The sequence below is a fragment of the Synechococcus sp. N32 genome, assembly GCF_900473895.1.
In the GTDB taxonomy this organism is placed as follows: domain Bacteria; phylum Cyanobacteriota; class Cyanobacteriia; order PCC-6307; family Cyanobiaceae; genus Parasynechococcus.
Map to the genome: position 1 here is coordinate 97,633 of NZ_UCND01000015.1, position 25,849 is coordinate 123,481.

21 protein-coding genes and 2 pseudogenes are annotated in these 25,849 nt (G+C 52.9%); 10 read left to right on the plus strand and 13 right to left on the minus strand.

All coding sequences use genetic code 11. The features are described 5' to 3' along the window. The first annotated feature begins 290 nt into the window (after positions 1-290). Both DXY35_RS08925 and DXY35_RS08935 read left to right on the plus strand, forming a co-directional pair. Positions 291-749, plus strand: a complete 459-nt coding sequence (locus DXY35_RS08925; RefSeq protein ID WP_115082013.1) for a cupin domain-containing protein — start codon at positions 291-293, stop codon at positions 747-749. Positions 750-1,804: 1,055 nt separating this feature from the next. Next, the gene (locus tag DXY35_RS08935; protein ID WP_115082457.1) at positions 1,805-2,077 is read left to right on the plus strand and encodes a DUF1651 domain-containing protein; all 273 of its coding nucleotides are present in this window, start codon (positions 1,805-1,807) and stop codon (positions 2,075-2,077) included. A 1-nt stretch (position 2,078) separates the two neighbouring features. On the opposite strand, the gene DXY35_RS08940 is transcribed toward DXY35_RS08935, so the two are convergent. Beyond that, positions 2,079-2,420: a hypothetical protein gene (locus DXY35_RS08940; RefSeq protein WP_115082458.1), complete on the minus strand. Its 342-nt coding sequence runs from the start codon at positions 2,418-2,420 to the stop codon at positions 2,079-2,081. A 697-nt stretch (positions 2,421-3,117) separates the two neighbouring features. Between DXY35_RS08940 and DXY35_RS08945 the strand changes: the two genes are divergently transcribed. Next, positions 3,118-3,276, plus strand: coding sequence for a metallothionein (locus DXY35_RS08945; RefSeq protein WP_115082459.1), 159 nt, complete (start codon positions 3,118-3,120; stop codon positions 3,274-3,276). 849 nt (positions 3,277-4,125) lie between these two features. On the opposite strand, the gene DXY35_RS08955 is transcribed toward DXY35_RS08945, so the two are convergent. Then, positions 4,126-5,382 (minus strand): site-specific integrase, encoded by a 1,257-nt coding sequence (locus tag DXY35_RS08955; protein WP_115082016.1) that lies wholly within the window; start codon positions 5,380-5,382, stop codon positions 4,126-4,128. A 490-nt stretch (positions 5,383-5,872) separates the two neighbouring features. Between DXY35_RS08955 and DXY35_RS08960 the strand changes: the two genes are divergently transcribed. After that, positions 5,873-6,064 carry a DUF4278 domain-containing protein gene (locus tag DXY35_RS08960; protein ID WP_244273052.1) on the plus strand — a complete coding sequence of 64 codons (192 nt, stop codon included), beginning with the start codon at positions 5,873-5,875 and terminating at the stop codon, positions 6,062-6,064. A gap of 375 nt (positions 6,065-6,439) precedes the next feature. Here DXY35_RS08960 and DXY35_RS08965 read toward each other — a convergent pair. Next, a pseudogene (locus DXY35_RS08965) lies at positions 6,440-6,532 on the minus strand (DUF1651 domain-containing protein); the annotation flags it as partial. Between the two features lie 190 nt (positions 6,533-6,722). Between DXY35_RS08965 and DXY35_RS08970 the strand changes: the two are divergent. Then, positions 6,723-7,121, plus strand: coding sequence for a DUF411 domain-containing protein (locus DXY35_RS08970; protein WP_244273054.1), 399 nt, complete (start codon positions 6,723-6,725; stop codon positions 7,119-7,121). Positions 7,122-7,754: 633 nt separating this feature from the next. Here DXY35_RS08970 and DXY35_RS12715 read toward each other — a convergent pair. From DXY35_RS12715 to DXY35_RS08985, 3 genes are all read right to left on the minus strand, one after another. Next, a complete protein-coding gene (locus DXY35_RS12715; RefSeq protein WP_170950575.1) occupies positions 7,755-7,919 on the minus strand; it encodes a hypothetical protein in 165 nt (54 codons plus the stop codon). Positions 7,920-9,176: 1,257 nt separating this feature from the next. Next, positions 9,177-9,707 (minus strand): hypothetical protein, encoded by a 531-nt coding sequence (locus DXY35_RS08980; RefSeq protein WP_115082019.1) that lies wholly within the window; start codon positions 9,705-9,707, stop codon positions 9,177-9,179. A 125-nt stretch (positions 9,708-9,832) separates the two neighbouring features. Further along, positions 9,833-10,336, minus strand: a complete 504-nt coding sequence (locus DXY35_RS08985; RefSeq protein ID WP_244273056.1) for a hypothetical protein — start codon at positions 10,334-10,336, stop codon at positions 9,833-9,835. A gap of 1,360 nt (positions 10,337-11,696) precedes the next feature. Between DXY35_RS08985 and DXY35_RS12495 the strand changes: the two genes are divergently transcribed. Beyond that, positions 11,697-11,924 carry a hypothetical protein gene (locus tag DXY35_RS12495; protein WP_137006740.1) on the plus strand — a complete coding sequence of 76 codons (228 nt, stop codon included), beginning with the start codon at positions 11,697-11,699 and terminating at the stop codon, positions 11,922-11,924. Between the two features lie 70 nt (positions 11,925-11,994). Here DXY35_RS12495 and DXY35_RS08995 read toward each other — a convergent pair whose 3' ends face one another. Beyond that, the gene (locus tag DXY35_RS08995; protein WP_115082022.1) at positions 11,995-12,900 is read right to left on the minus strand and encodes a hypothetical protein; all 906 of its coding nucleotides are present in this window, start codon (positions 12,898-12,900) and stop codon (positions 11,995-11,997) included. A gap of 11 nt (positions 12,901-12,911) precedes the next feature. Continuing rightward, the gene (locus tag DXY35_RS09000) at positions 12,912-14,198 is read right to left on the minus strand and encodes a site-specific integrase (protein WP_115082023.1); all 1,287 of its coding nucleotides are present in this window, start codon (positions 14,196-14,198) and stop codon (positions 12,912-12,914) included. 511 nt (positions 14,199-14,709) lie between these two features. Between DXY35_RS09000 and DXY35_RS09005 the strand changes: the two genes are divergently transcribed. Both DXY35_RS09005 and DXY35_RS09010 read left to right on the plus strand, forming a co-directional pair. Next, positions 14,710-14,811: a DUF4278 domain-containing protein gene (locus DXY35_RS09005; protein WP_115008803.1), complete on the plus strand. Its 102-nt coding sequence runs from the start codon at positions 14,710-14,712 to the stop codon at positions 14,809-14,811. Between the two features lie 76 nt (positions 14,812-14,887). Next, positions 14,888-14,962 (plus strand): annotated as a pseudogene (locus tag DXY35_RS09010) (DUF3104 domain-containing protein); the annotation flags it as partial. A 20-nt stretch (positions 14,963-14,982) separates the two neighbouring features. On the opposite strand, the gene DXY35_RS13025 reads toward DXY35_RS09010, so the two are convergent. From DXY35_RS13025 to DXY35_RS12500, 3 genes are all read right to left on the minus strand, one after another. Continuing rightward, on the minus strand, positions 14,983-15,336 hold the full coding sequence (locus tag DXY35_RS13025) for a hypothetical protein (RefSeq protein ID WP_137006741.1): 354 nt from the start codon (positions 15,334-15,336) through the stop codon (positions 14,983-14,985). 66 nt (positions 15,337-15,402) lie between these two features. Further along, a complete protein-coding gene (locus DXY35_RS09020; RefSeq protein WP_115082025.1) occupies positions 15,403-15,792 on the minus strand; it encodes a hypothetical protein in 390 nt (129 codons plus the stop codon). Between the two features lie 1,865 nt (positions 15,793-17,657). Further along, positions 17,658-18,101 (minus strand): hypothetical protein, encoded by a 444-nt coding sequence (locus tag DXY35_RS12500; RefSeq protein ID WP_137006742.1) that lies wholly within the window; start codon positions 18,099-18,101, stop codon positions 17,658-17,660. Positions 18,102-19,664: 1,563 nt separating this feature from the next. Between DXY35_RS12500 and DXY35_RS12720 the strand changes: the two genes are divergently transcribed. Both DXY35_RS12720 and DXY35_RS09035 read left to right on the plus strand, forming a co-directional pair. Beyond that, complete coding sequence (locus DXY35_RS12720) at positions 19,665-19,829, plus strand: hypothetical protein (protein ID WP_170950576.1); 165 nt, start codon at positions 19,665-19,667, stop codon at positions 19,827-19,829. Positions 19,830-19,885: 56 nt separating this feature from the next. Continuing rightward, entirely contained in the window at positions 19,886-20,110 is a 225-nt protein-coding gene (locus DXY35_RS09035; RefSeq protein ID WP_115082027.1) for a hypothetical protein, read from the plus strand. A 422-nt stretch (positions 20,111-20,532) separates the two neighbouring features. Here the strand turns inward: DXY35_RS09035 and DXY35_RS09045 are convergent, their stop codons facing one another. Both DXY35_RS09045 and DXY35_RS09065 read right to left on the minus strand, forming a co-directional pair. Beyond that, positions 20,533-21,228 (minus strand): ParA family protein, encoded by a 696-nt coding sequence (locus tag DXY35_RS09045; RefSeq protein ID WP_115082029.1) that lies wholly within the window; start codon positions 21,226-21,228, stop codon positions 20,533-20,535. 4,147 nt (positions 21,229-25,375) lie between these two features. Next, positions 25,376-25,615, minus strand: a complete 240-nt coding sequence (locus DXY35_RS09065; protein WP_115082031.1) for a hypothetical protein — start codon at positions 25,613-25,615, stop codon at positions 25,376-25,378. Positions 25,616-25,849: the final 234 nt, after the last annotated feature.

Consider the following 25,849-nt stretch of genomic DNA (forward strand, 5'->3'; position numbering starts at 1 on the left):
GTGTCGAGCTTGCCCTTTCAAGGCAAGGGGTTTGAGCCGCCTGGCACTCAGCACAGTTGTTTTGGCAATTGTGCTGAGCTTTCTCTGAATGTGAGTAAGGGGACCTGGATTTCTGGTGTGTTGGTGTGCCGCCCAAAAGATCCATTCGCTGTGATGCAGGACGCGATCGCATACGCGAACGTTGCCTGCTCCGGTGCAGTGCTGCCCGAGGGAATTGTAGAACCCTCGGGCTTTCTTCCATAGCTTGTTTCAAACCAGTAGGTCAGAATTAATCAAGAATCACTAATTGGATGAAGCGCCTTCTCGCATTCGGCACCATCGCCTTGGCATTAGCCGCATGTAGTTCAAATCAAAAAGCTGAAACATCGTCAGCTTCAACAAAGCCTTCAATCCAAGAGGTTTTGACTAGTTCTAAGACTCTGGATGGAACTGCACTTAAGTACCCGGCAGGTAAAGCAGAGTTGCGCCTTTACAGAGTCGAAATACCAGTTGGTGGAAAGATTCCTTTGCACAAGCACCCAGCTCCAATGATGGTTTATGTGCAAGGAGTTAACTCTGGTTCATTGATGAATACTCGAGTGATGTCCGATGGAAGCGAAATCAAAACTATTTTCAAACCCGGTCAAGCCTTTTTAAAAGGAGTTGATTCGCCTCACTACAGTGAGAACGTTGGCAAAAAGCCGACAATTCTTTGGGTGACAGTTGCTTCTGCTGAAGGCATGCCCACAACAGAGTTTATTGACGAGTGATTTTGACGTAAATCCAATTAGGCCAGGGTCCTTCTAAAGCCAACCAATGTGGGTCGTTCGTGCGCGCGTTATTCATCTAGCTACTGCAATTTCTCGACCAATCACCTAGTTCGATAATGACAGTATTAAACCTGAGCAAAGCAAGTGCCCATCTGGGCTTTAAGTCATGCGTCACATTGCGGCGCCTGCACCGTAAGGGACAGCTAAAGGATTATTTGCGTGATGGACCGGACAAAAGGGCGCTTTACCTAGAGACAGAGCCCTATGGGTTGCCTTCATTGCAGAAGCATGTCCAGAACCACACCAGACTCAATGCAGACTCACCGATATGGCATCAGGAGTCTGCGTTGAGCGAGGAGGCGTTAGATGAAGCGATGGCACCAATTAACGAATGGATTGAGAGCCGCGAGGCTGATAGCTGGGAGGCACGGGCTGCGGCATTTATTGATCCAAGTTGTTGGTCAGCCCCGCCATGGACGGCTCAGCAGTGGCGGAACTTGCGAGCGATCATCCAGCTAGCTGAAGACACCTAACGCCTGCGCCTTGCTTTGGCTTTTAAGGCTCGCTTATTGCGCCATACGGCGAGATAACCGCCTATCCCTAAACCAACCAGCAGCAGTAGAGGGCTCATGCGTCGTCTGATGGCTGCTCGGCAACTGGAATCACAGCCGTTGCACGCCCTGTTCTGGCTCGCCATGCGTTGTAGTCAGCGACTATCCCACTGCTGGACTCCAAGACCACACCGAAAGTGAGAAGAAGCACGGCTGCCTGAAGAATCGGGTCTAAGCGCCAACCCTGAAAAAACAAGATTGCTCCTGCTGCTGGTAAGCCGACTAGTCGTCCAATACCAGTGACGAACCGCAGGATCGTGCTGATAAGTACTTGAGGGGTGGTGTCTGCTCGTCTAGTCAGCAGAAACCAAATTTGAAAGGCCGCAGAGGGAACGCTCACTAGCCATAGGACTAAGAGCACAAGTGCGCTTAGTGATGTCCAGTTCAAGGCATAAGCCATAAATGGCACTCGGCATGCCACCCAGTCTGGCTAAGACTTTTGGTATGCCCAACAAGGACCGCAGCTTTCACGAGTCGCCACAGAAGGCTGGTGGTGAAGGGTGGCTGTATTCCGAGCAGCAGCAGAAGCTGTGTCACTTCAAGCCCGACACGGCGACGGTCCACGCGCAGTGGGTCGCCATCAGGACCTACAGCTACGTTCCGCCCCGCCCCCCAGAGCCGATGACTCGTCGGCGGATGCTGCGGCACAACGCTATTGAGGCTTGGGAGACGATGCGGAAGACGGGGTGGAGGCGCTGCCCCCCGCCAGTGAGGTGACTCAGAACTTCCTTGGGTATGGAGGGTTCCCTGCCATCTCAACGTTGATCTCCCTGCAGATGTTCATCCATGCCCCCAATCCGAAGTTCACGCCATTGGGGCCGTCGATGAACTCCTGAAACTCCTCCGCTGTGATTCCTTCGCGGACTTCCCAGATGCAGAAGGCAGGGCCTTCAGGTCCAACAGGACAGAACGCGTGGTTGTAGAAACCCGCTTCTAGGTTTTTGGCTACGGCCTCATCCCAGCCACCACCTGGTGCCATGGCTGCTTGTGCTGTCTCCCACCACTTTTGAGCTTTGCCAGCGCGGAACTCGTGATGAACGTGGAAGAACTTGGATGCCATGGAGATGTCGCCTTTCGGCACATCTTGGGTTGAGGACTCAGCCTTCGTTGTCGCTTGCAGCACCCTGCAACAACTGACTACTGCTGTTGCTGCATCTGCTGCTGACTGAGCGATTTAGGCCGTTTGGACTGTTGCGCTATCGCCTTCATATGGCTTGAAGTCAGGCCCCGCCCCTATTTCCACGCAGGGGGATCTAGTCAGCCGTCGAGCAGATCCCCCGAGCAAAGAACGCCGTTTACCTCGGCATCTCGTCTCACTCACACCACTAGCCACGCAAAGCAATGAGCAGCAACTGGGTCACCTCATATATGAACGGCGGCAACCGTCCGAGCCGCTATCAACCAACGCCTGAACACTGGTTGGAGTTGCAGCGCAGGCTGGGTCGATGGGGAAGACGGGTTGGAGGCGCTGCCCCCCGCCTGTGCGCTGAGGACCAATTATTTTCGTTATGACAGACGGACCCAGCAGTTGCCGCTGACATGGGTCCGCGTCCCGGCCGGAGCCCTCCAGAACGGGACGCGTCTCTAATACGCCAGTGACGCCAGTCGATTCAGAGTGAATCGATACCAACCTCGACTTTTTGTTGCCAAGAGAAAAAAACGGCTGGAGGCGCTGCCCCCCGCCTACCAGGTGAAGTTCAACTGGATGCACTGATTGTTTGTTCGACCTAATAAGAGGGGAGTTGATCGAGGAATCCATGCCAATCGCAAATCAGCAATGCGCGTGTGAGCCCTGCGGCTGCGTTGTTTCCCCTCAAAAAGCCGTCGAGAAAGAAGGAAAAATTTATTGCTCCCAGTCATGTGCTGATGGTCATGCCGGTGATGACCAATGTTGCTCTAGTTGTGATTGCTGCTGATTAGTCGCAGCAGCCGCCTTGTTGCAGGGGGACCACTGTTACCCCGCTAACGACATTTGAATCCATAAGAACCCTTACCTGTACGCCGCCACTCGGGTCTTCAGCTAGTTCTACGGCGAGCCCAACGAGCTCATCTCCGTTGGCTTTCGTGTAGTTCAGAAGCTCAACGCGTTGGAGTTCTTTAGGAGTCGACACAGGCGATAAGGCGGTCTTGAAGGCTTTTTAACGCTGAACTGACTCCCCGACCGGAAAGGAAGGGAGTCAGGTCGCTCCAGCGCCCAATGGTCATGCAGGAACCATTGGATGGAGATGCCCAGCACAGGAACCTCCGAAGAAAAGATCGCCTCTGTCAGGCGTTCAGTGCAGTTCCAATGAGGCGACAGCAGCGACCAAATGAGTCGCTGAAAGGTTTCGGCAACTGAAAACGCTGATCTGACTCCCCCCGTTCAGAAGAGGAGTCAGGCCGTTGCTTGCTGTGTCGGCGTGAAACGAACGCTGACACTCAGCGCCCAATGGTTCCTACAAAACCATGGGATGGAGGTCTTGGGGACTCCGAAGCCACAATCACCCCTGTCAGGGGTTCAGCCCGACACAGATGAGTCGATGGCGGTAGCCAAATGAGTCGTCGAAGCCAGTCAAAACGCTGAACTGACTCCCCCGGTTGAGAAGAGGAGTCAGAACCTGAATCAGCGCCCAATGGTCATCACTCCATTGGATGGAGGTCCCTTGCGACTGAACCTTCCAAAGACACCATCACCCCTGCTGGGGTTGCAGTGCCGTGCAGATGAGGCAAGGGCATTGACTAAATGATCCGGTACCAACGCTGCATTTATTGCTGCTGAGGCCTGCTTAGCTCGCGCCTGCCAAAGACTGAATGGAGGCTTCTACCGCCGACTTTGTAGAAGCATCGTCTGTCCACTGCCCGTAGTGGCGAATGTGAGTTTTTAGATCGTGGCCCATGAGCTTTGCGGTGTCTCGCAGGGGCAGCGGTTGCGGGTAGTACTTGGCGGCTCGCCATGCGTAGCCATGCCGCAGTGAGTAAGGCGTCAGCTCAGGATTGGATGCCTTCAGCGACTGCCAGGTGGCATTGCGGTCGAGATATTGCCGGAAGGTATGGCCGCAAGCCTTGAACGCACCAGCCTCAAGGTTTCTGATGCTCTTCGGCAGCTTCACCAACCCGGAGTGAAAGAGCTGCACCAGCCGCGCCCCTTCACCTTGAAGCTCCTTTAGCGGCAGCTCCTGAACAGTCCTCGGAGGCTTGGGTGTTACTGAGCTGTGAGCGTTGCGTTTCACGTTGCCGATTTTCAGGTTGCCATCGTCAACAGAGAGCACCATCAGCTCTGCGGGCCTCAGTCCGAACAGTGCAATAAGCCCGACGGCAAGCCGGAGGGATGGGTCCGACTCAAGACCGTTCAACAGTGTGATCAGCTCTTCCGGCTTGATCGGAACCGTTGGTTTAGGGGCGGTTTGACGATGACCAATCAGCTCCTTCATGTCGTCACATTCCAGTGGCAGCCATTTCCTGTCTGCTCCGCATTTATTGACGGCAAACCTCAAAAACCGTGCAACATCCAGCAGGTTGCGTTTGCGGCCTGATGAGCCTGGCTCTACCTCCTTTAGGTGCTTGCGGGCATAAAGCCGCATGAGCCCGCCACCATCGTGTGCCGCGCCAGTGCGAGCCGTGATCAGGTCAAAGGCACGGTTGATCCGATATTCCTCGTGCTCGGCGAAATTGCTGGCTTTGACCGTGCCTGAATCAACCCTGCTGGCCTTGTAACGGGAGCGAACTTCCTCCCAGTTGATGGCTGCACCAGTGACTTCAGTGCTGCCTCTAACGAGTTCGTAAGCCTCGGCCAGGCCGACGTTCAATTCTGGATCCTGCATCTTGGCGACCATCTCGCCGATGAGGTTCAGAACCTTGCGGTGACTGCCACGAGCAAACGGCAGGTCAGTGGAGACGAATTGGGTTTTGCCGTGTCTGGCATTGCCAGCCTCAGCTCTGCCGATCTTGAAGCGGTCGTACTGCTCTTTGAGAATCCAGCCCGGCCCATAGTCAGCCTTGACTCCCTGGCGCAGCGTTTTGAGCCATTGCTGAGCCTGAGCCATGAACCCCTTCTTGCTGTGCAGGTGGTCAGAACTTGGCGGATATGAGTCTGATTTTCAAGTCTGATTTCTGCCTTTACTTGCCATAGAAAGCTGTCGCAAGTGAGGGAGTAGTCCGTCAAAAGCATTATTGCTACTGGGGTTAGAGCTAGTCGTCGCAACCGATCTCAGCTTTGCCAGTATTTTCATGGCATGCAGGGGGTCAGGAGTTCGAGTCTCCTTGGCTCCATTCTTCAAAAAAGTCAGTCCAGCACTGGCATCTGAGCGGTCCACACGGGCCGCTTTTTTAGTGCAAAACGGCTAAATATCATTTTTTGTGCGCCAAAGTGTGCGCCAAATGCCCCTAAGCGGTCGGCTTGCGCCAAAAACGCGCTGTGTATCCGTTTGAACGACGCAAGGGTTGACACTCCCCTATAAAAGATCTGTAGCAACCGCTACATAACGTTCACCCCTTTCGGAGGGGCGCAGACACTCCAAGCCACGGAACGGGGACTTGGAATTTTCTGAGGAACTCACCATGACTGCTCTTCTCTACAGAGGTCACTCCTACGAAGCTCAAGCAGCTTCACCCAAAGCTTGTGTCGAGCTGACCTACCGCCGCGAGCACTACAACACCTGCCGCGAAGAAGTCGCTCACAATGCTCATCCGAGCCTGACCTACCGAGGCGCGTCCTACACCAAGTGATCAAGGCTTGATCAGAAGATCCCTAGCCCCTGCCCTCGGTGGGGGTTTCTTTTTGCCTGGAGTTGACATCCTTATCTGATCAGCAGGTGTCAGAAGCAGATACAGCTTCAGCAGTAGCTGCTGTGTGTGGAGGGGCGGCGTCTCATGTCCGCCCCCAAGGCATCGAAGCCCTGAGTCGTGGGCCGTGCCTGAAAAGGTTCTATGCCAGCTCTTTCCCCACAAACCTGAGTTTTTTTGCGCAATTCACCTCAGGCGTTTGGTAGCAAATTTCGCGGAATCGACTGGTATGACTTGAGTACAAAGAAAAAGTCCTAGAGGTGACGCGAAAACTCCTCAGGACGCGGACCCATGCCTGACAGTGTTGGGTCCGTCTGCTCAGCGCACAGGCGGCGGGCAGCGTCTCCAGCCCGTCTTCTGCATCGTGTGCCAAGCCTCAACCGCGTTGTGCCGCAGCATCCGCCGACGAGTCAGAGCAAGTCGCGATAATCCAGAAATCGACTCTGTTCGCTTGGTAGACGACTCCATGAAGGCATCGCGTTCTGTAGCCCGTTGGCAAGCTTCTGCGCGACAGGGCTTAGTTGGAGCTTGCGTAGTCGGATCGCTGCTTTGGGTGATTCAACCTGTTCACGCGCACGGTGATGTGAAAGGGGATGCTGCGATGCCTGATACCAGCAGTGCTGCGGGCCCGCAGATGACGGTTTATCGATCAGCGAGTTGCGGCTGCTGTACTCAATGGGGAGCACACATCGCCTCGGCGGGGTTTCGCATTGATGACCATGTCACCGAGGACATGGATGCCGTGAAGCAGGAGCGTGGTGTTAGCTCTCAACAGGCTTCTTGTCACACCGCTGATGTGGAGGGATATGTGATTGAAGGGCATGTACCTGCATCTGCGATTCAGCGCCTTTTGAGGGAACGGCCCAATATCCGAGGTCTGGCGGTTCCAGGGATGCCAATGGGTTCTCCTGGGATGGAGGTGCCTGGCGTCGAGGCTGAACCTTTTGAGGTACTTGCCATTGCCCATGACGGAACAACCTCTGTCTTCGCTCGCTACTGAGGCTTAGCTGTCCTGAGCCAGCTCAATCACGTTGCGCAGCGTCGCCCACTGCAGCTCTGTCCACGGTGGTGGCCCCATTGCTGCAGATCCAAATATCCATTTGCAACACCGTTCAGATGAAGAGGATGAGCTGGTCTGCTGAGGCTGGCTAATTGCGTGACGGCAGCCCCCTCTATCGGCGGGGCTGACTTCCAACAGCCGTTACCGAAGCAAAGATGCGGGACTACGGAACCGCGAGGAGAAACTTGTTCGCCCCGAGCGATGCGGTCCGCTCCCTAACGCTGCCGACGAGTTCTGCAATCAAGTGCAATGCACCGAATCTTTCCCGTTATTGGAAGACGGGGTAAAGCGCAGAAAGCCAGCCCCATCCACAGTTGCCGTGGGATGGGGGCTGGATTGTCTGCCAGCTAACGGGTCGCTCTCCCGTGCTGCCGCGGTAACTCACTCAGCCGTAAGAGGAAGTACCACAGGTCTCCTTGATAGGTGCTCGCTAGTGGCTCTGCACACCATTTATCGGAGACCTTTGGGATCAAGGATTTCTTCCGTGACGGTCCGATAATCAGGTCGCGATGGCTACAGAAAGTCGTTGTATGTGCTCCTAACGCCTACTGACCCAACGCCACAGGCGAGACATCACACCCTTTGGATTGCGCTGATTTTCCGATCCTGCCAATCCTCGTAAGCAGGCAGATCAATCTCTTCAGGTAGCGGAGCCCAACCACCCATCCAGGTGTTGATCGGCTGCCGCCTGCGGCTGCAGGGCAGCGTCTCCAGCCAGTCGATGTAGTCGCGATTCATGATCCGTGGCTAGGGGTGGAGATGAGACGAGATGCCGAGGTAAACGGCGGTCTTGGCTCGGGGGATCTGCTCGACGGCTGACTAGATCCCCCTGCAAGGCGATGAGCTGCCTTTGGATTCCCGTTGCAGCTTTAAACAGCTGAGGCTTTTCCCTTCTCGATGACAGCAACCACGTCGTTAGTTGCCTGATGGACAACTCTGTAGTTGCAGCCTTTAACCTTCGACATCGTTCTTGCTCGGACAAAAGCTCTTAGCTCTGTCTTGAAGCACAGGTCCTGAATCCAACGATCGGGACCTTCTTCTCGATGGATGCAATACACGGCAAAGTTGGTTTACCTAACTTCGTACTAACACAGCCCGGACATGTCCGACAACATCAGGACACTATTGACCGTTTCGCTGAAAGCCCTGCGGTGGCCGTTATCAACGCCTCTACAGAAAAAGAAAAAGCTGCTCCTACAAGCGATACCTAAGGGGACGCTTCTAAGTAGCCAGACAGGAGTTCAGTCCACGAGTTCAGTGTCTTTGCGGACAAACCAGTCGTTCTCATCCGCGAATCTCTTTTCGATGCGGCGACGAGTCTCAACAACGTGTCGGCGTTGTGCCCACAATTCGCTAACGAACTTTGCGAGCCGTTCGCGGTGATCCCCAGGCTGGATTGGCGCCGATGGATCCTGCTCCGTTGTTTCTGGATATCCAGAGGTCATTTAGATCGGGATGGTTGAACTCAACCCTTAGCCAGATCTTTGGTTGGAGGCCATTTCCAAAAAAGAAACCCCCGCCAAAGGCAGGGGCTCCAAAACTTCTCTCGGGAGTGTGACCTTATTTCCACTTCCACCCCATGAGGTGTTTTCCCTCACAAAACCACCATCCCTACTCAACTGTCACTGTGACAGTCGTGGGTGGAAGGCTTGTCACTTGGTCTTAGCTATCCCGCTTCAGTAGTAGGTGATACGTCCGGCCATTGAGCACCAGGGTTACGACAAAGCTGCTCGCAGTTGATTTGCACCTCTGAGGGCGGCGACGTCACCCATCAGCGGATGAGGGGTGGCTTCGCTTGCCTAAAAAAAGACCTCGGAGCAACGAAACCCGGACGAGGGCCTCCCCCACTAAGAAAACATCCTGGCAAATCACTAAGGGAGCTAGAGGGTTTAACTGGTATCCACAAAAGCAACTGTTTACGAACGCCACCTGAATCATTAGCTGACTGCCCGTAAAAGGTGAAGTGAGAAGACATTGCAGTCGAATGTCTTGACCTTATTCCGGCAGCACCATTGCTTCTTGAGATTGATGTGATGTAAGGGGCGAGGTTGAGTCAGAAGCTGGAGATTGTTCTGAAGGGTTCTCCTCAGTACTTTTCACAGAGGCCATATCCTCGACGCCTGAAGCTGTTTTGTCCGTCGATTGATTGGCTGCGGGCTCAGGTTGAGTTGGTGGGGCTGAGGCCCTCGTGGCGCAGTCGCGTCTGATTTTTTGGACATCCACTGCGAACTGATTTGCTGCTCCTCCTGCCAGTAATGCTTGCTGCATGTCCCCCAGTTCCTCCATCAAGACCGCAAAAGCACGGTATCGAGGAACAAGCAAGTCCATCCCTGCGGTAATCCTGCCGCTGTTTGCGCAGAGGCCATCAAGGTCAAGGTCTGCGACCTCCTCGAGGCTTGCGTCCACCTCTTCGAGAAGCTCGTTGATTTGCGCTTGAAGCTTCTCTGCCACTTGAACGGCTGTCGGCTCCGCGGGCTCACAAGCAGCCAGCAAAAGCAGCGGCAGAAGCAGCAGAAGTCTTTTCATACTTCCGATTGTGCCTCCATCTCGCTTCAGGATCCCAGCCCATTTGCTTCTGTACTAAGCAGTGGGGAAAAAGTGGGATGCCGGATCAGATGGAGTGTGTAATGCCTAACGTCATCGACGTTTGATCACAGCTGGTAGCTGCAGGTTGTTTGCCACTGATCAAGACCGCCATAACCGTCGTTTTCCAAGTAGGTCAAACGAACATCTACACCGTTGATTTCGTTAGCGACATACAGGTGATCTACGAAGACATAGCTCTCTGGATCCCAGAGAGCGGCTTTGATTGCCTGCTCACAGTTTTGAACTAAGCCCTGACGCGTAGCAGCCTTCAACCTATCAACAGGCTCCTCATAAGACTTGAGCTCTTCGCATTTGAAATGCTTGTCTCCTATTTCCGGTTCAGCTTTGTTGAGTTGGGTACGAGTCCAGTCGCACCTCTTGTAGTCAGAGATGATCCCTGCACTCTTGAAATCAAAGTGGGCTTTGTCCTGCTTGTCGTTTACAGCAGGAGATGCAACGTCATTGCCAGCTGACGCTTTTGAGAGGAATGCGTCTGCGTGGCTGTAGTAACCCCGAACTGCTACGCCACCAAGAGTCACAAGCAAAGCGGAGGGGATCCAGTTACGCATTCTCATAGGCCAATTAAGGCTCAGACCAAAGATGTAAGCGGTAGCGATTCAGACTCTCGAAGCGATGTGGGTCACGCGGTCAGCGCCAACCCAGTTGATGTCTCGCTAGCGGCGTTGGCTCAGTAGCCGTTAGGGGCTCATATGTCGATTTTCTGTAGTCATTACGACTTGTTTGAAGGACCTTCACGAAAGAAATCCTTGATCCCAAAGGTCTTCGAAAAATGGTGTGCAGCACCACTGGAGATTCCCTATCAATGGGTCCTGCGACATCTCCTCTTACGGCTGAGTGAGTTACCGCGGCAGCACGGGAGAGCGACCCGTTAGCTGGCAGACAATCCAGCCCCCATCCCACGGCAACTGTGGATGGGGCTGGCTTTCTGCGCTTAACCCCGTCTTCCAATAACGGGAAAGATTCAGTGCATTGCACTTAATTGCACAACGCCTCGTCAGCGTTAAGGAGCGGACCGCATCGCTCGGGGCGAACATGTTTCTCCTCGCGGTTCCGTAGTCCCGCATCTTTGATTCGGTAACGGCTGTTGGAAGTCAGCCCCACCGATGGAAGGGGCTGCAGAGCCGAGTGCTGATTGCTATCTGGTTTGGTTGCGATTTATTGGGTCAGCTGCTTTGTGGTGATGACTCGAGTTCTTCGTGACCCCTGGGCATCGATGGCGATTGCAGGAGCATCACTAGTGGCGTTGGTGTGGCTTGAAGCCTTTTTTTGGTGAGTCGGCGGGGCAGCCTGAAGAAAACAGGGTGCTTAAGCAGACCGCTCAAGCAGTGAGCGCATCTTGAGCCTGCAGCCCGAGGGGGTCTGCACTTGGGAGTCGAGGACCACTTGGCCTCCTCCCTTTTAACCGGGGAATCGAGGACCGTAAGGACTCTTCCCCACACCATTCCAAGCCGTCAGCTCAAAAGCTGGTGGAAATTCACCGCACGTAGCGGGCATAACTGGGTAGTCGTTTCAATCGAATCTGAGTCGAATAACCCGTCGGCGTGATGATGTTCACCACTTCAGGGGCAGGGCTATTCAGCGTGTAGCCACGTTGGGTCAACTTCTCCCAGGATTGTTTGAGTAATTCAGTGTCCATAAGTTTTCGATAACACATCTCATCAAGCTTCCGCCAGTTTTGATCAGTATGTGCCACTTGATGCAATTTTGAACCTCAAGGGTTTTTAGCTTTGTGATGCCCCTGGCTACTGGTTTTGGCATTCGACGAACTCGATAGGACAACCAGGTATATCCGTGATGCAAAGGCTCGCGCGCTGGAAGTGCTGAATGAAGCCTCCCCCAAGCTCACCGCACTTGAGAAGGCCATGTGGATGAAGTTGAAGCGAGGGGAACGCCCCTGCAAAAACAGCAATGGCCAATATCCCCGAAGAAAGCATTGACGCAGAGGCTGCCAGTTGTCTGCAATATGTGGCACTTGATGCATTTAAGGATAAGGAATTAACGGACCATCAGGAAAAGCAGAAGAGAGATGATCCAAGAATTCAGCATGATTTCTCGGCCGCCGCCAATGGTGCATCAGCTTGGCGACAAACGCTTTGTTGTCTGTGTGTCGAGTGGGCTGTGCTTGGAATTTGCTGACCGATGGGATGCCGAGTGCTGCCTGAAGAGCCTTCAGGTTGCCAGTGTTTTGCCTAAGTAGTGAGGCTGCTTAAAGCCATCCGCGTCCTTCCTCAAACAGGAGGAACAGCTCGCCGTCATATCCCAGCTCTCTCATTCGTCGTGCCCATTCGACCTCATGGTGAGGTTCGTAATCGTCGTTCTTTTCGATATTTTCCAGACCCCACATCGGTTGATAGTTACGCCAATTGAAGGCAACAAAGCACTGCGCTTCCTCGGCTAGGTCAAAGCTGGCGCAGGGGCGTACGTGGTCTAGGTGCCATTCCCCATAGTTCTCGGGAGTCATTCCCTCTTTGAGTTGGCTGTCGATCCACTTACGAAATTCTGCCCAAGTAGTGCCCATCAGCTTTTCGCTTTCAGCAGGCTTACTGATCTTGTTGGCACGCATCGCTACTGAAATGCGAGACGACATGTTGGCTCTGTACTTGAAAGTCGGGTCTTTCATTCGTTCCCGACGTAGATCGTTCTCGTATTCGCGTACGTCGTCTCTTTTCCGGTAGGTCTTACGCCAAGCGGAACGTGCTGTCATGCGTTCTGGATCGGCTTGCCTTTCTTTGTCAGCATCCAGCGTGCACGGAATGCAACCTCCATTTGCAAAGCGCAGGTCTAAATGGCCCTTGTCGCAGGTCTTGCCGTCGAAGTACTTGGAGTCATTTGCTTCCTGAGCTGCAGTACGAGAGGCAGGTAGGTCAAACCATTCGTCTGGAACCTGACCACGGTGCTTTTCACGTTCTGCCTTGTTGCGAGTGTCCTCCTCCTTCCGGCGAATACGACCCATGTCCTGCTGAGTTCGCTTCAGACCGAGCACGCTCAAAAGCCTTTTTTCGACGCTTCTGACTGTGCGACCCGAGTGTTCGGCCAACACCGCGTTCGACATCTCCAGATAGTTGGCGCGTAAGAACTCGTCGTCTTGCTCGCTGTAGAGGTTCTTCGGCATCAGTTCCGCTCCTACTGCTGTTGCTGCATCTGCTGCTGACTCAGGGATTTAGGTCGCTTTGACTGGCTTGCTGCTGCCTTCGTGATGGCCTGCACTGATGCCATCAGCCCTTCATCGTCTGTCCACTTGCCGTAGTGCTTCATGTGGGTTTTGACCGTGTGCCCCATCAAGGCAGCTAGGTCCCGAATAGGAATGCTTCGGTCGTAGTACTTCGCTCCGCGCCATGCGTAGCCATGCCGCAAGCTGTAGGGCACCAATCCCTCAATCTCTGCCTTAAGCGAAAGCCAGTAGGGATGGCGATCTAAGTACTGACGGAAGGCATCACCGCAGTCCTTGTAGTCCTTCGCGTTGCGAATGCTCGTAGGCAGTTTGATGAGGCCACTTTCGTACTGCTTCAGAACGCGCGCTCCCTCTTCTGGCAAATCGTTTAGGTCCAGAGGTAATGCAAGACGTTTGCCTTTTGGCTTGGCAGCGGAATGACGGTTTCGCTTGGTTTGTCCGACGTAAAGGTGACCTTCGCGCACTTCAAGCTCCATCAGCTCCGATGGCCGTAAGCCGAACAAGCCGACTAGCGCCACTGCAAGCCGCAATTCAGGGCTTTCGTAAAGGCTGTCTAAAAGAGCAAAAAGCTGTTCTGGCTTGATGGGTGGTGTGTCTTGTTCAGCCACCTCACGGACGCCAACAAGCTCTGATAACTCCTCTCCTTGCAAGGGCAGCCAACGGCTGTCTGCCCCGCATCTCTTGACGGCAAAAGTCAGAAACCGGGCAACGTCCAACAGATTCCGCTTTCGTCCTGAACCGCCTGATGTGACATCCAACAGGTGTGCCGTTGTGTAAGCGCGCAGCAAAGAGGGACCGTCACTCGGTGCGTGTTTCTTTTGTTCCAGCAGGGTTAGGCATCGCTTGATGCGATACCTCTCGTTGGCCTCGTAGTTAGCCCTTTTGGCTTGTCCAGATCCAACTCTGAATTGCTCGTACTGCCTCGCCACCTCATCCCAATCCACAGCACCACCTTTGGAAATGGGCGCTGATTTCACAAGCTTTAGAGCGTCCCTAAGCGCCCTTGGTGGATCAGCGGTGACTAGCTCGATAACCTTCCCGACGGCGTTGAGAATTTCTGTTTGGTTGCTGGCCAACCACTTGATCCCAAGGTCGCCGCTCTTGCGCTTCTGCCCGTCACGCTCCAGCAGTTGTGTGAGCTGAGCCTTGCCTGACTGCTCGCGCAATCTCCACCCAACGCCGTGTTCTCTACGGAGCATGTCCTTGAGGTCGTCTTCCCATGTACGGCGCTTTGCCATGGGAGTTGCACTGTGAGTCAGGTGGTCAGAAACTTAGCGCGATTTTTAGCGCGAATCCACCGTAGCTAGCCATAGCTAGCTACGGTGGCTTGAAGGCTAGTTTCTCGGAGATCTCTTTGATACTGGGCTTTTTACGGTTGCCACAAGCGAACTCAGAACTTCTGACTAGTTGCATGGCATGCAGGGGGTCAGGAGTTCGAGTCTCCTTGGCTCCATTCTTCAAAAAGTCAGTCCAGTACTGGCCTTTGAGCGGTCCACACGGGCCGCTTTTTTGATGCCAAATCGCTAAATATCACTTTGATGCGCAAAATGATGCGCAAAATTCTGGAGTGAGGGCGCTGAGCGGTGCTAGTGCCAAAAATGCGCTGTGTATCCGTTTGAACGACAGAGGGGTTGACGCTGCTCCTATAAATGATCCGTAGCAACCGCTACCAACAACGTTCACCTCGCTTCTGCGAGGCGCAGATCACCAGGCCAAGGAACGGGGACCTGGATTTCTGAGGAACCTCAAATGACCCTGACCTATCGCGGCCAGAAGTACGACCAGCAGAAAGTGGCTGGTGCTTCCGCTAAGCCTGCACTGACATACCGCGGCGTTTCCTACGCCAAGTGATCAAGGCTTAATCAGAAAATCCCGAAACCCCCTGCCCTTGGCGGGGGTTTCTTTTTGGCTATGCGTCAGCCCCGGCGTGGCTGATGTCGATACGGGCGTCATCAATTGGGTCAACGCTGACCTGGTGACTCACATTTGTCCGAGGGTCTGAGCTCGGGGCGCCATTCATGTTCATCGAAAATCCTTGACGCGCCCGTCGAAGTGGTACTTACGGATGAGGATGTAATCAGCCTTTTTCAACTCTTCATAGGTCTTGTAATCACCGTCTTTACGCTCCCAAAGTTCGACGTGTTTCCATTCCGAGAACAGTTCACAGCGGCGCCCGTAGAAATTCTTCTTTGGGTCCCCCGACTTTGGGTACGAAACGCTATAGATGCGTCCCTCATTCCTAGCTGCTTTGCAGGCTGCCCTGGCCTCTTCTCTGGGTTTGGCCCAATCATCCCCACTCATCCTTATGAAAGTGAAGACAGTGAGGGCTCCTATCGCATAGAGGTAGAGGTGAATTATTCGGATGTTCATTGTCAATAGTCAACATCCTCTTCAAGCTGCGACACTAGGTCAACTGCCTTCTGCAGTACAGCGATGGTTTGATCAGAACTTGGTGTTGCCGTGCCGTTGGCCGTAACCCCAGCCAGCACGCCTTGCCTTGTGGGCTTCATTGTCCAAGCGACGGCTCAGCAAGATTTCGTAGAGCAAGCGCAAAGCGCCAACCGATGCACCGTATTGCTGGTGCCCTTCGGCTTTGAGGCTGATGCGTTGAAGGCTGGTGCAGAGATGGGTGACCAGGTGCTGAACATCGTGCGCATCAAGGCCCAGTTGAAGCTCACCGTGAGCCCAATGCACGTCCCGTCTTGCAGTTGAGCGGCTGCACCCCCACTCAGACATCACATAAGCCACGGTGTCGGCGAAGCCATGACCATTGCTGATCTCGGCCAGAGCAGCTTCCCTACGGCGTTTGCGTTCGGCTTTGGTGGTCCTCATAGGTGGCCGGTGTTGCTGCCGGTTATGGGCAATTTTTGACAGAGATCCATTGCAGCGCACCCAGAACTGCTTAAGGCAGCCATAAGCATCCATAACCAAATAAGCGAGCTTTTTTGCGTGCAGATTGTCGAGGTTCGTTCAAAACCCAGTCAGTCACTCAATCTGTTGCTGCTGGAGGAGTAGACACCGACAGCCTCATGAGTAGTGCCTAAATCCCTTTCGCTAAAGGCACCGTGGATGTTCGTGCTCTGCAGTCGATACACATCGCTGTTCGTCGCGCTGAATCATTCGCCGCCATGCAGGACGCGATCGCATAACCGCGACCGTTGCCTGCTTTGGTGCAGTGGTGCCCGAGGGAACTGCAGAACTCTCGGGCTTTTTTGACATCAGTATTTTTTGTCAAAACGATTACAACTAGGCCGGCCAATGAAGCTTCTCCTTTATACTTTGTGCGCTTCGCTTGGGTAAATATTTGTGCTGATAATTTTTGTCTTTCCGTTAATGTTTTACTGCCTGTGTTCGGGATTTGCTTTTTCGCTCGGAGCTCTTTATCTAGGGGGGAGGATGAAGCCAGTTATTGGCAAAAACAACTTAATTTGCCTTTTCGGTATTGGCTTGTGCATCTTTCTTTGGATCGCGTTAATTTTGCCTTTTTTCAGTATCTCAGTTTCAACCAATAATCTAGAAGATTTCCCAAAATTATTGTTGTTCTTGTTTGTTTTGGGGTTCACTCCTGCGGCTGCTTTGCCTTCGCTAATCCTCTACGGTCCCGGCAAACACGCATGGCGTAGGAAGCATTAGTCAAAATTTTCAACAACAAATGCTTAGGACTGGGTCCTCGTTGGTCGACCTCTGTGGGTCATCCGAAGGCTTGATATTTAGCTAGGCACAGCAATTTTTGGGATAGTCACCTAGTCCAGTCATGACTGTTTTAAACCTCAACAACGCCAGTGCTCACCTTGGGTTCAAATCTTGCGTGACATTGCGACGATTGCACCGGAAAGGACAACTAGATGACTATCGGCGGGTCGGGCCGGACAAGAGAGCCATTTATTTGGAGACGGATCCTTATGGGTTGCCGTCGTTGCGTGAGCACGTCCAGAAACACACAGCGTGCAGGTTTGATTCACCGCTGTGGCAAGTACCAACGTGGACTGAGGTTGCGAATGGATATTTGGATCTGACGCAGTGGGGGCCACCACCATGGACCGAGCTGCAGTGGGTGACGCTGCGGAACGTCATTGAGCTGGCTGAGGACAGTTAATGCCCAACGTGGTCGACTTGTAATTCCCGCAGAGGTGGACTCGAAGAATCATTTACGCAAATCCTGCAGTTCTTCAAGTAGAACTCGGTTGAGCCGGTCATCGCATCCAACAACCATTTGGGGATAAATCGTTCCTTGTAGGTATGGGGCATAGGCAACGGCACAGACCTCTCTTGTTGCTCGTCTCCAGTTTTCAAAGATTGCTGGAGGCAGCTGTTGTCTCAGTGATTGGTCGGATTCCTCCAAACTTTTTGACGCACACCACCTCATCTCGATGGTGTTCATCCCAGGGCACTGTATGTCTGGTTCCTGTGCTCTTACAGGCATAAGTGGAAAGAGGAGGAAGACGAGCAGTAGTCGTTTCATCGCATAAGGCTCGGCATGCAACTCAGTCTGGCTACTTCTGGAGGTATGCCCAACAAGGACCGCAGCTTCCACGAGGCGCCACAGAAGGCTGGTGGTGAGGGGTGGCTGTATTCCTTGTTCGGCATATCAAGGGTCGAACCGCGTCTTCAGTGCTGAGGAAGTGGGTGTTATGCCGAGAAGTGGGTGGCCAAAAGAAGGGTCTACTCAACCCCTTAAAAGCCTAGATAAAGAAAATCTAGTCTTGATAAGTAACCTTGCACGAATATTTAAATGTAGCCAGACTATTGAGCTTCAATGGCTTAAAGTAATTTTTAATTTTTCTTCCATTTGCCGAGCAGTCTCTTGAATTATAAAATTTAAACTCCAGAACTTCGTCTCCCATATCCATATAAAGCGGATATCTTTTATTTTCGTCGGAACCGGTATTTTGGTTTGACTCAATGCATATCCACTGCTTTTTAAGGCCGAAAGTTAATTGCAAGTGCCGAGCATTCTTGCCGCAACTAGCATTACTACCGTAACTCTTAGAAACTATTATACCTCTGCCAGGGTAATGCATAATAAAATGATGACGAGGATCGTCAGACTTTATTTTTTGGTCGTTTTCATTCGCAACTGAAAAAGCAGGTAAAACATTCAGTACGCCAAGAGTTGCTAGCAAGAGGAGGTTTCTTTTCATGACCAATAAAAGCCAATCATGAGCATACATAACATACATTAATCAACTCATTTATTGAACACCCCTGACGCGTCAAAGACTCACACCCAGGTACCAGGCCTAGATCGCGTTGTGCCTCAGCATCCGCCTGCGAGTCATCGTCCTGTGCTTTCGATACTCGCTTCGCCCTTGATGAGTCAGGTGTCTGCGAAGGGCGCCCGGCTGGGCAAAGGGAGATGCGACAGATGGCTCAATGCCTCAGGGAGTTGGGCTTTGTTCAGGAGCGAAATGCCACTAAAGATCCTTTGGTTGGCAGGACGCGTAAATGGCACTGGCCTGGCACAGGAGACACAGGCGACGCCAGGTAAGCCTGTGTCGACCTGGCCCTTTCAAGGCAAGGGTTTTGAGCGACTTGGCACTCAGCACATGTGTTTTTGGCAAATGTGCTGAGCTTTCTCTGAATGTGAGTAAGGGGGACCTGGATTTCTGGTGTGTTGGTGTGCTGCCCAAAAGATCTATGACTCTGTCTCCCTGGCCAAGCAAATCGAAACCAACATCGGATGGTTCAGTCTTGAAAGGCAATGAGCGTTAAGGCTGATTGCCTTGTGCGTGCCCGCTGACGAGAGTTAGTCCATCGAGATCGGAGGTGCCAATGACGGCCGACACTCCACCTGAGCAAACCGTAGAAGTCGCCTGACTTTTAGGTCCCTGCTCCAACAGTTTCCACCCAACCGTGGGCTACTCGTCTGTGAAGACACTCCAGTACGTCAGAACAGTCGACTCTCCTCTGCACCGTTCGTAGGTGCCCCGTAGGAGGCCAGCCCAACACCTGGACGTAATGGCCCCAGGAACCTGAAAGCCCGACACTTCGCCCGACGCCAGCAATGGCATACGGCATGGCCCCTGTTCTGCCACTACAGGGGTGTCGGAAGCGAGTCATAAGAGAGGTCACCCCATTCCTGTCGTAGGTGGGCTGGCCTCTCAACCCCTGATCACATCACGGGTTTAAAGATGCACAAGCGAGCGAGCTAGGCCGTCTCTTCCACCTGGGAGGGGCGGCCTCCCTCTTTGTGCCAACACAGAATTTGACTTTCCCCACACCCTCACCTACTGATCGGTAACAACAGCGCCAATCGTTAATGACTAGCTAGAAGCGCGTTACTGGTTAGTTACCCATGAATATTTCTCAGATGCTGATCGCATTTCTTGCGTTAGGTGCTTCTGTGAGTTCCATCGTCGCTTGGCGTTTTGCAGCGTTAAAGCTATGGAGAGATGAGCCATGATTCCTGTCTCCACCTCAGTGCTGATGGTGCTTCTCAAGCCATTGCAGGTCTTTTCCGCCGTGCAGCGTGTTTTTGGCTTCGGACCATGTAAAGGCAAAAGTAATGAGTCTGCAAAGCCTAAGCTTTAACGATTTCTGAGTTCACTTCTCTTGCAGTAACTTTTCTGCGCTTTTATGACGCTTGATTGGCTTCTTGCTTACCGCTTTTGATTTTTGTCAGCTGTTCGGCTGGGGTTCGGTTATCTCACTCACGTACTGCTTCTAAAGCTTGCGAACGTAGTTGAGTCATTTCAATCAATCCAATGACCACCGAAATTCGTAACTGGGCTGTTGTTGCTGCCTCGATGGAAGCTCAAGGTGCAACTAATAGTCAAATGTATATCCGTGCCAAAGCACTTGCAGAAGGTAAGTCCGACCCTATGCCCACTAGTTTTCCGGCGGCTCCTTTCAGTATTTCGGCTGTTTGAAACCAAAGCGACTCTTGGCCTGACTAACCATCAGGCCTTTCCCTCCCATACTTTTCATGACAAATCACCATCTATCGGTTGAGCAGAGATTCCATCTCGAAGCTGCATTTCGCGAGATCGACGCTTGCCAAGACTTGGAGAAGCTTCGCGAGGTAACTAAACAGATCATCACCGCACAGGAAAATGAGAAGGCCTTTGCTCGCGAGGCGATGTCTCAGCTACGGAAAGAAATGGAGTTCGCGGCCTCAAAAAAATTTGGTTTTAACTGGGGTTCAAGCTGAATTATTTTCAGATTGGTTGGATCGCATAAGCCTTTTGAGAGGTCTTCAGTGGTGGACTCTTTAGCGGGTCCTTCTGGGCTAACCCAACGTGGGTCATTCGAAGGCGCGTTGATCCTCTAGACAGTGGTTGTCAAAACATTGGACACTTAGAGACATCGGGAGACAGAGCAATGCAACTCATGAGTGTGAGTGCCGCTGCCAGGCACCTCGGATATAAAAGCCGTTCGCAGCTGTACAAGCTGATGAATGACGGCTGGCTAGATGCTCACGTGCATGTTCAGATGCCTAGTGGGCAGCGTTTACTTGACGCTGATGAATTACAGAAGACTCTGCAGGGCTTATGTCAGTGGCGCGTCGATAGTGTCTTTCTTAGGAATAGCTAGCCCGTACAAGATCAGTATCACACTTAAAAACAATAGTGTTTACGCCGCATTGCGTTGTTCCATGGGTGTGAAGTCCCATCCGATTGGTGATTGACTCTGATTCAGTCTGTGGTGCTCCTCAAACAGACTTTCAATCTCTTTGCAGGCCGAACTGTATGCAGTCCATCCCATCATTCTGCGAGGATTCGCGCGTCCACGCTTGTCAATAGCCTGATCAACTGTGACTCCTTCTGTTTCTGCCTGTTCAAAGGCGCTAAGCAGTGGGATTTGAGCTGTAAGAACTTTGATATCAAATTCCTGGAGTAATTCTGTGGCTTGCTTTGCTGCAGCTTCTTTGCGTGAATCTACTTTCACCAAAAGTGCTGCATAGGGGATTTTGTATTGTCTCAGTATTTGCGACATCTCGACCGTCAATTCGATTGATCTGCTTTGCGTAGTCGTAGGCAGCAGTATGAAATCAGCCCCCTCCACTAAGTTTTTCATTTCTTCTTCGTTGCTGCTTGCCTGCCCATCTGTGACTACGATATCTGCTAATCGAGTGGCTTTGGCTGCCGCCTCAATTGGTACCACAGGACAAGGTAAGAGTCCTCTGGCACCATAAGCAGTTGCTGAGCGGTTGCGGTCGGCATCAACAAGCACTACTCGTTTTTTCTGGTTGCTCCAGCACGCTGCTATGTGCACACTGCTACATGTTTTGGCGACACCACCCTTCTGACCAAAAACAGTGATGAACATTTGGTAGCGACTCAAGGCTTCCCTTTAGGATCGCGTTCTTTCTCGGTAAGGCAATACGTGTTTTGTTACTTTTTTAGCTATGAAAGGTCGGTGGGCTACGGCTCTCCAGCTTATTTGTAGACGGGGTGATTCGCTGTTTGTAAAAGTAGTTTGCGCTAGCCAAGTCCACCAACTCCTATTGGGGATCACGCTCTGCTGCGCTCATAATCCTCCTGCCCTCTTCGAGCCCCGATAAGAGTGTGGCTCTGATCGTCGTAATTGCTGATCAGGCAAATGGCGCCCTCAGCATTACTCATGCGATGAGGGGCCTGCCGTGACGAACGATCGAGGTCACTTCATTAGTGGTCGCGTCAACCACCATGTAAGTGCACATCAGCGCCTTCGACTTTGTGCGGGCACACAGGTAAGCCCTGAATTCCGTTTGGAAGTAAAGCTCCTTGACCCAACGGTCGGGAGCTTCTTGCTTGACGACGTTGTACACGGCTATTGCCTGGACCCTTGCTCTAGCAATGCCTTTGATGCGTCAGCCCAATGCACGTAATTTCCGCTGTTTAGGCACCAGCACTTATCCAACGAGTCGGTCATCTTCAGCCAGGATCGCTTTCCCTTTTGAAATCCTCAGCACCTCACCTGAGTTGCCGGGACTTTCGTACATGACTCGATAGAGCCCGAAAGTATTCAGCGATTTGGCTCGGGCGTTGGTGAAAGCCTTGAACTCAGTCTCGAAGCACTGCTCTTGAACCCAAATGTCGGGCCCATCGTTTCGTTGAACGCAGAACATCATCTGTATCCCTTGAGGTTCTCAGCTTGGAGAGGGCAGAGCTGCTCGCTTGCTATCTCCAAATGAGCTTCGGGATCATGTCGTCAGTTGGCGACCAGTGAGCAACGGACTCAGTCAGCCTTACGAGCCGTGCTCGTCAATGGCACATGATGTCCTTTGGCTAAGGATTCCCAGTGATTACCATGTCGAAATCGCTGTTCACCTGGAAGACGGCAGGCATCCTGACAGGCATGAAGCTCGCGACGCTGGCAGTCGTAATTGGGCTAGCTCGCGCAGGACTTCTTCCCCAGTGGTTTCCCCATTGGGGCTAGCCCGCTTCGGAAGCCAGCCCATCTCCTTCTGCCACGTTGGCGCCCAGAGCTTGCACTTCTTCTTCAGGTGCTGACCATGCAGCATTTGGCGATTAATCCGTACGACGAACCTCCATTGGATCCACCTCAAGCAGGACTGATCCGCTCTCGCTGAGCACCCTGGTTCGCCTTCCAATCATCCTGGCGATCCGCTTCGCTTCAGATGAGGCGACCTCCAATGACGCTGCTGACGTGTGGAGATGCCACTCCAGGAAAGGGTTGAGTTCTTCCACTCGGAACTGCCTTTCTGCCATGCCCCTCAGTATCAGCCGAACCCTGAAGGTCTCCCCGCCACCTAAATCCCAATCCAGTAAAAATCGCTGCCGCTATCCATATGGCGGGTGCCTACAACTTCAAAAAGGTGTTGCCCCGCCATGTCTTACAGAGACGCCAACCACCTCAAATCAACCTTCCAGCGGGAACTTTGGAGTGAAGCGGGGACTTGGTTACTGGAGAGGACGCAAACGCTTTGGGATGACGGGATGCCCGATGAAGCATCGGCGCTCTATTCAGAGTTCTCAAGGGGTCCTGATCTAAGCGAATGACTTTGTGCCCATTCGATACAGAAAGCGGTAGTTCCGCTCATGCCTTGGTGCTCTGAATCGCCTTAGAACAGGAATGAGGTCAGAGACCGAACAGGTCGGAAAACCAGGTCTCAACGACCTTCAGGGGGGTGTTTGCTCACCCCCCTTCTTAATGAGCGGTTCTACTGATGCCGGAAGGGTTTGTAACTGAGCAAACATAAAAGAGCATCATCCGTAAGAGATGAATGCGTCGAACAGAGCAGAGGGTGGGACCTCTGCTTTTTCTTGGCTTGCTGACCTCAGTAGTCGTTTGGTCGTAACCGCGACGACCAGTAGGTGAACCCCGCGTAATCCTTCGGTTGCTTCTTCGGTGAAGGGGCAATGCGTCGAACTCAGAGGGGGTGGGACCCCTCTTTTTTTGGCAGTTCGTAAACGGCACCCACGGCACCACTGACTGCCTTAAGAGGGTGGTGCCGCTGGTAACCCCAGTGTTTTCGACGCGTTCGTCCCCTTGTTGCTGGCGGCACTCCCTGCCGCCCTTTCTTATTGCTTGCGGGCGACCGAACCAAGAACGGTCGTCACTACCTCCTCTGACGGTTCTCCCACTCCTCAAGGCAGAGCGCCTGGAGCACTCTGAAGAGGTCACAGGGAAGAGAACACCTGACCTCTGGGGATGAGATCCCAGGGGTCTTTTCTTGTCAGCCGAACCCAGGCAATGCGATCTAGGTGCTCTTGGAGTGATATGACGAGTGTTCGCTCGCAGTAGTAGGCAATACAAAAAGAACGTCGCTCAGTCGTTTTTCAGGGAATTGAGAAATCGCTGCAGGGCTCCCCAACCGCCCCCATATTTGGTGTCCAGACGGTGTTACTTGTCACTGTCTTGGCAGCACGGGAGAGCGACCCGTTGGCTGGCAGTCAAAGCACCCTTGGCACGAGCGATTGTCAGGGGTAGCTTTCTGCGCTTTTCAAAAATCGGAAGAAATTTGTACCTTTTGAGACGAAGGTTTGTATACCGAGGAACGTGTTTAAGCGGATACCGCATCGCTCGGGGAGAACGTCGTTCTCCTCGCGGTTCCGTGGCCTCACATCATTGATTCGGTAAGGCTGTTGGAAGTCAGCCCGACCGATGGAAGGGGCTGCAGAGCCGGGAGCTGATTGCTATCTGGTTTGGTTGCGATTTATTGGGTCAGCTGCTTTGTGGTGATGACTCGAGTTCTTCGTGACCCCTGGGCATCGATGGCGATTGCAGGAGCATCACTAGTGGCGTTGGTGTGGCTTGAAGCCTTTTTTTGGTGAGTCGGCGGGGCAGCCTGAAGAAAACAGGGTGCTTAAGCAGACCGCTCAAGCAGTGAGCGCATCTTGAGCCTGCAGCCCGAGGGGGTCTGCACTTGGGAGTCGAGGACCACTTGGCCTCCTCCCTAATAACTGGGGAATCGAGGACCGTATGGACTCTTCCCCACACCATTTCCAGGCAGGCGAAAGCCCCTTGCATAGGGGCTTCGCCGCACCGCAGCTCATGCGCGATACAACGATGCAGTTCAGTTGTAATCCTCTTGGCTGCGGCTACTTCGCGTCACCTACTACCGAATCGCAGACAGGGCAATCCGCTCACCAGAAGGCGAATCAACCGAGCCAAGCCCACCACCTCTCTTGGGGGCGAGTTTCTGCAGGGGGCATAGCCCCAATTGCCTTCACGGCGCCACAACGCATAAATCGCGACTGCGTCAACTGGCTTGAGACTTTGACTTGCAACCTCCAGCTGCAATAGGTGAGCAGCTGGAGGTGCTGGAGAACGGTGGCCCGGTCCTTGATGTGTAACTAAGGCCACAGTTTGTGTTGTTGAGTCCCGGACATTGCACTACTTGGACCACGGCATTTTCGAAATTCGTGCAGGGTTGACGAGTTCTCCGTTTTTTTGGAGTGTGTTGTGGGCTATTCCTACCGTGATTGTCTGAGCGAGGAGATTGAGATCCTTCAATTAATGCTTTATCGGGAAGAGTTCGTTCAAGATCCCAGTGCTCGCATGCATTGTGAACCTCTTTTGGATAAATTAGAGGTAGATATAAAAGAACTCTCTGACCTTGACGCTCAGTTGTCTGCATAGTTCCTATGAGTGATGGTTGTTTGGCACGGAATTGAAGAAGTAGTGATAAGCGTCCGGAGTGGTTGGTGTGTCGATCGACTGCCAGTATGTAAAGCAGCGTTAACCGTGAGGAACAAACTATCGCCTCGTTGTGGGAAGGTTCTGAACATGAGTGAAACCACGAAAGAGATTCCGATTTGGGTCGGCGGAGAGTCAGGGCAGCGAAAGCGGTACTTGAGATCGTTAGAAAAGGAGCTGGCAGCGGAGCTGGGGCCTGATTGGCGGAACGTTATTCAGCTGGCGAAGGACAGCTAACGCCTTCGTTTTTCTCTGGCTTTGAGGGCTCGCTTATTTCGCCATACGGCGAGACAACCCCCGAGCCCTAAGCCAACCAGCAGGAGAAGAGGGCTCATGCTTCCTCATCAGCGTGTCTTCTCCACAGAGCCCATGGCCGCTGCGTTTGAGGAGTGATCTCCTGTTGACGTGCGATCTGTTGTGTTGTCTCGGCTTTCTGTAGGGCTTGCTGTTCAAGTTCCGCAGACAGAAACAGTCCTGCAATGAAGATCATCAGGATGCTCAGGAGTAATGCGATCAGATACATCGTTGACCGAGCGATGGCTTGTTCCTGCTCCTTGCTCAGGTCGCCCACGGCTTGGCCCAAATCTGGTCAAGGTGTATCAGTAAAAACTCTTTGCTGCGATTACAGAGAGTGTTTTTTTGTGTGTGCACTTCAAGCTCGGTTCCGCCTTCACCGCCTGTGCGCTGAAGAGCAATCATTTTCGTTATGACAGACGGACCCAGCAGTTGCCGCTGATATGGGTCCGCGTCCCGCCCGGAGCCCTCCAAAACGGGACACAACTCAAATATGCGAGTGACACCAGTC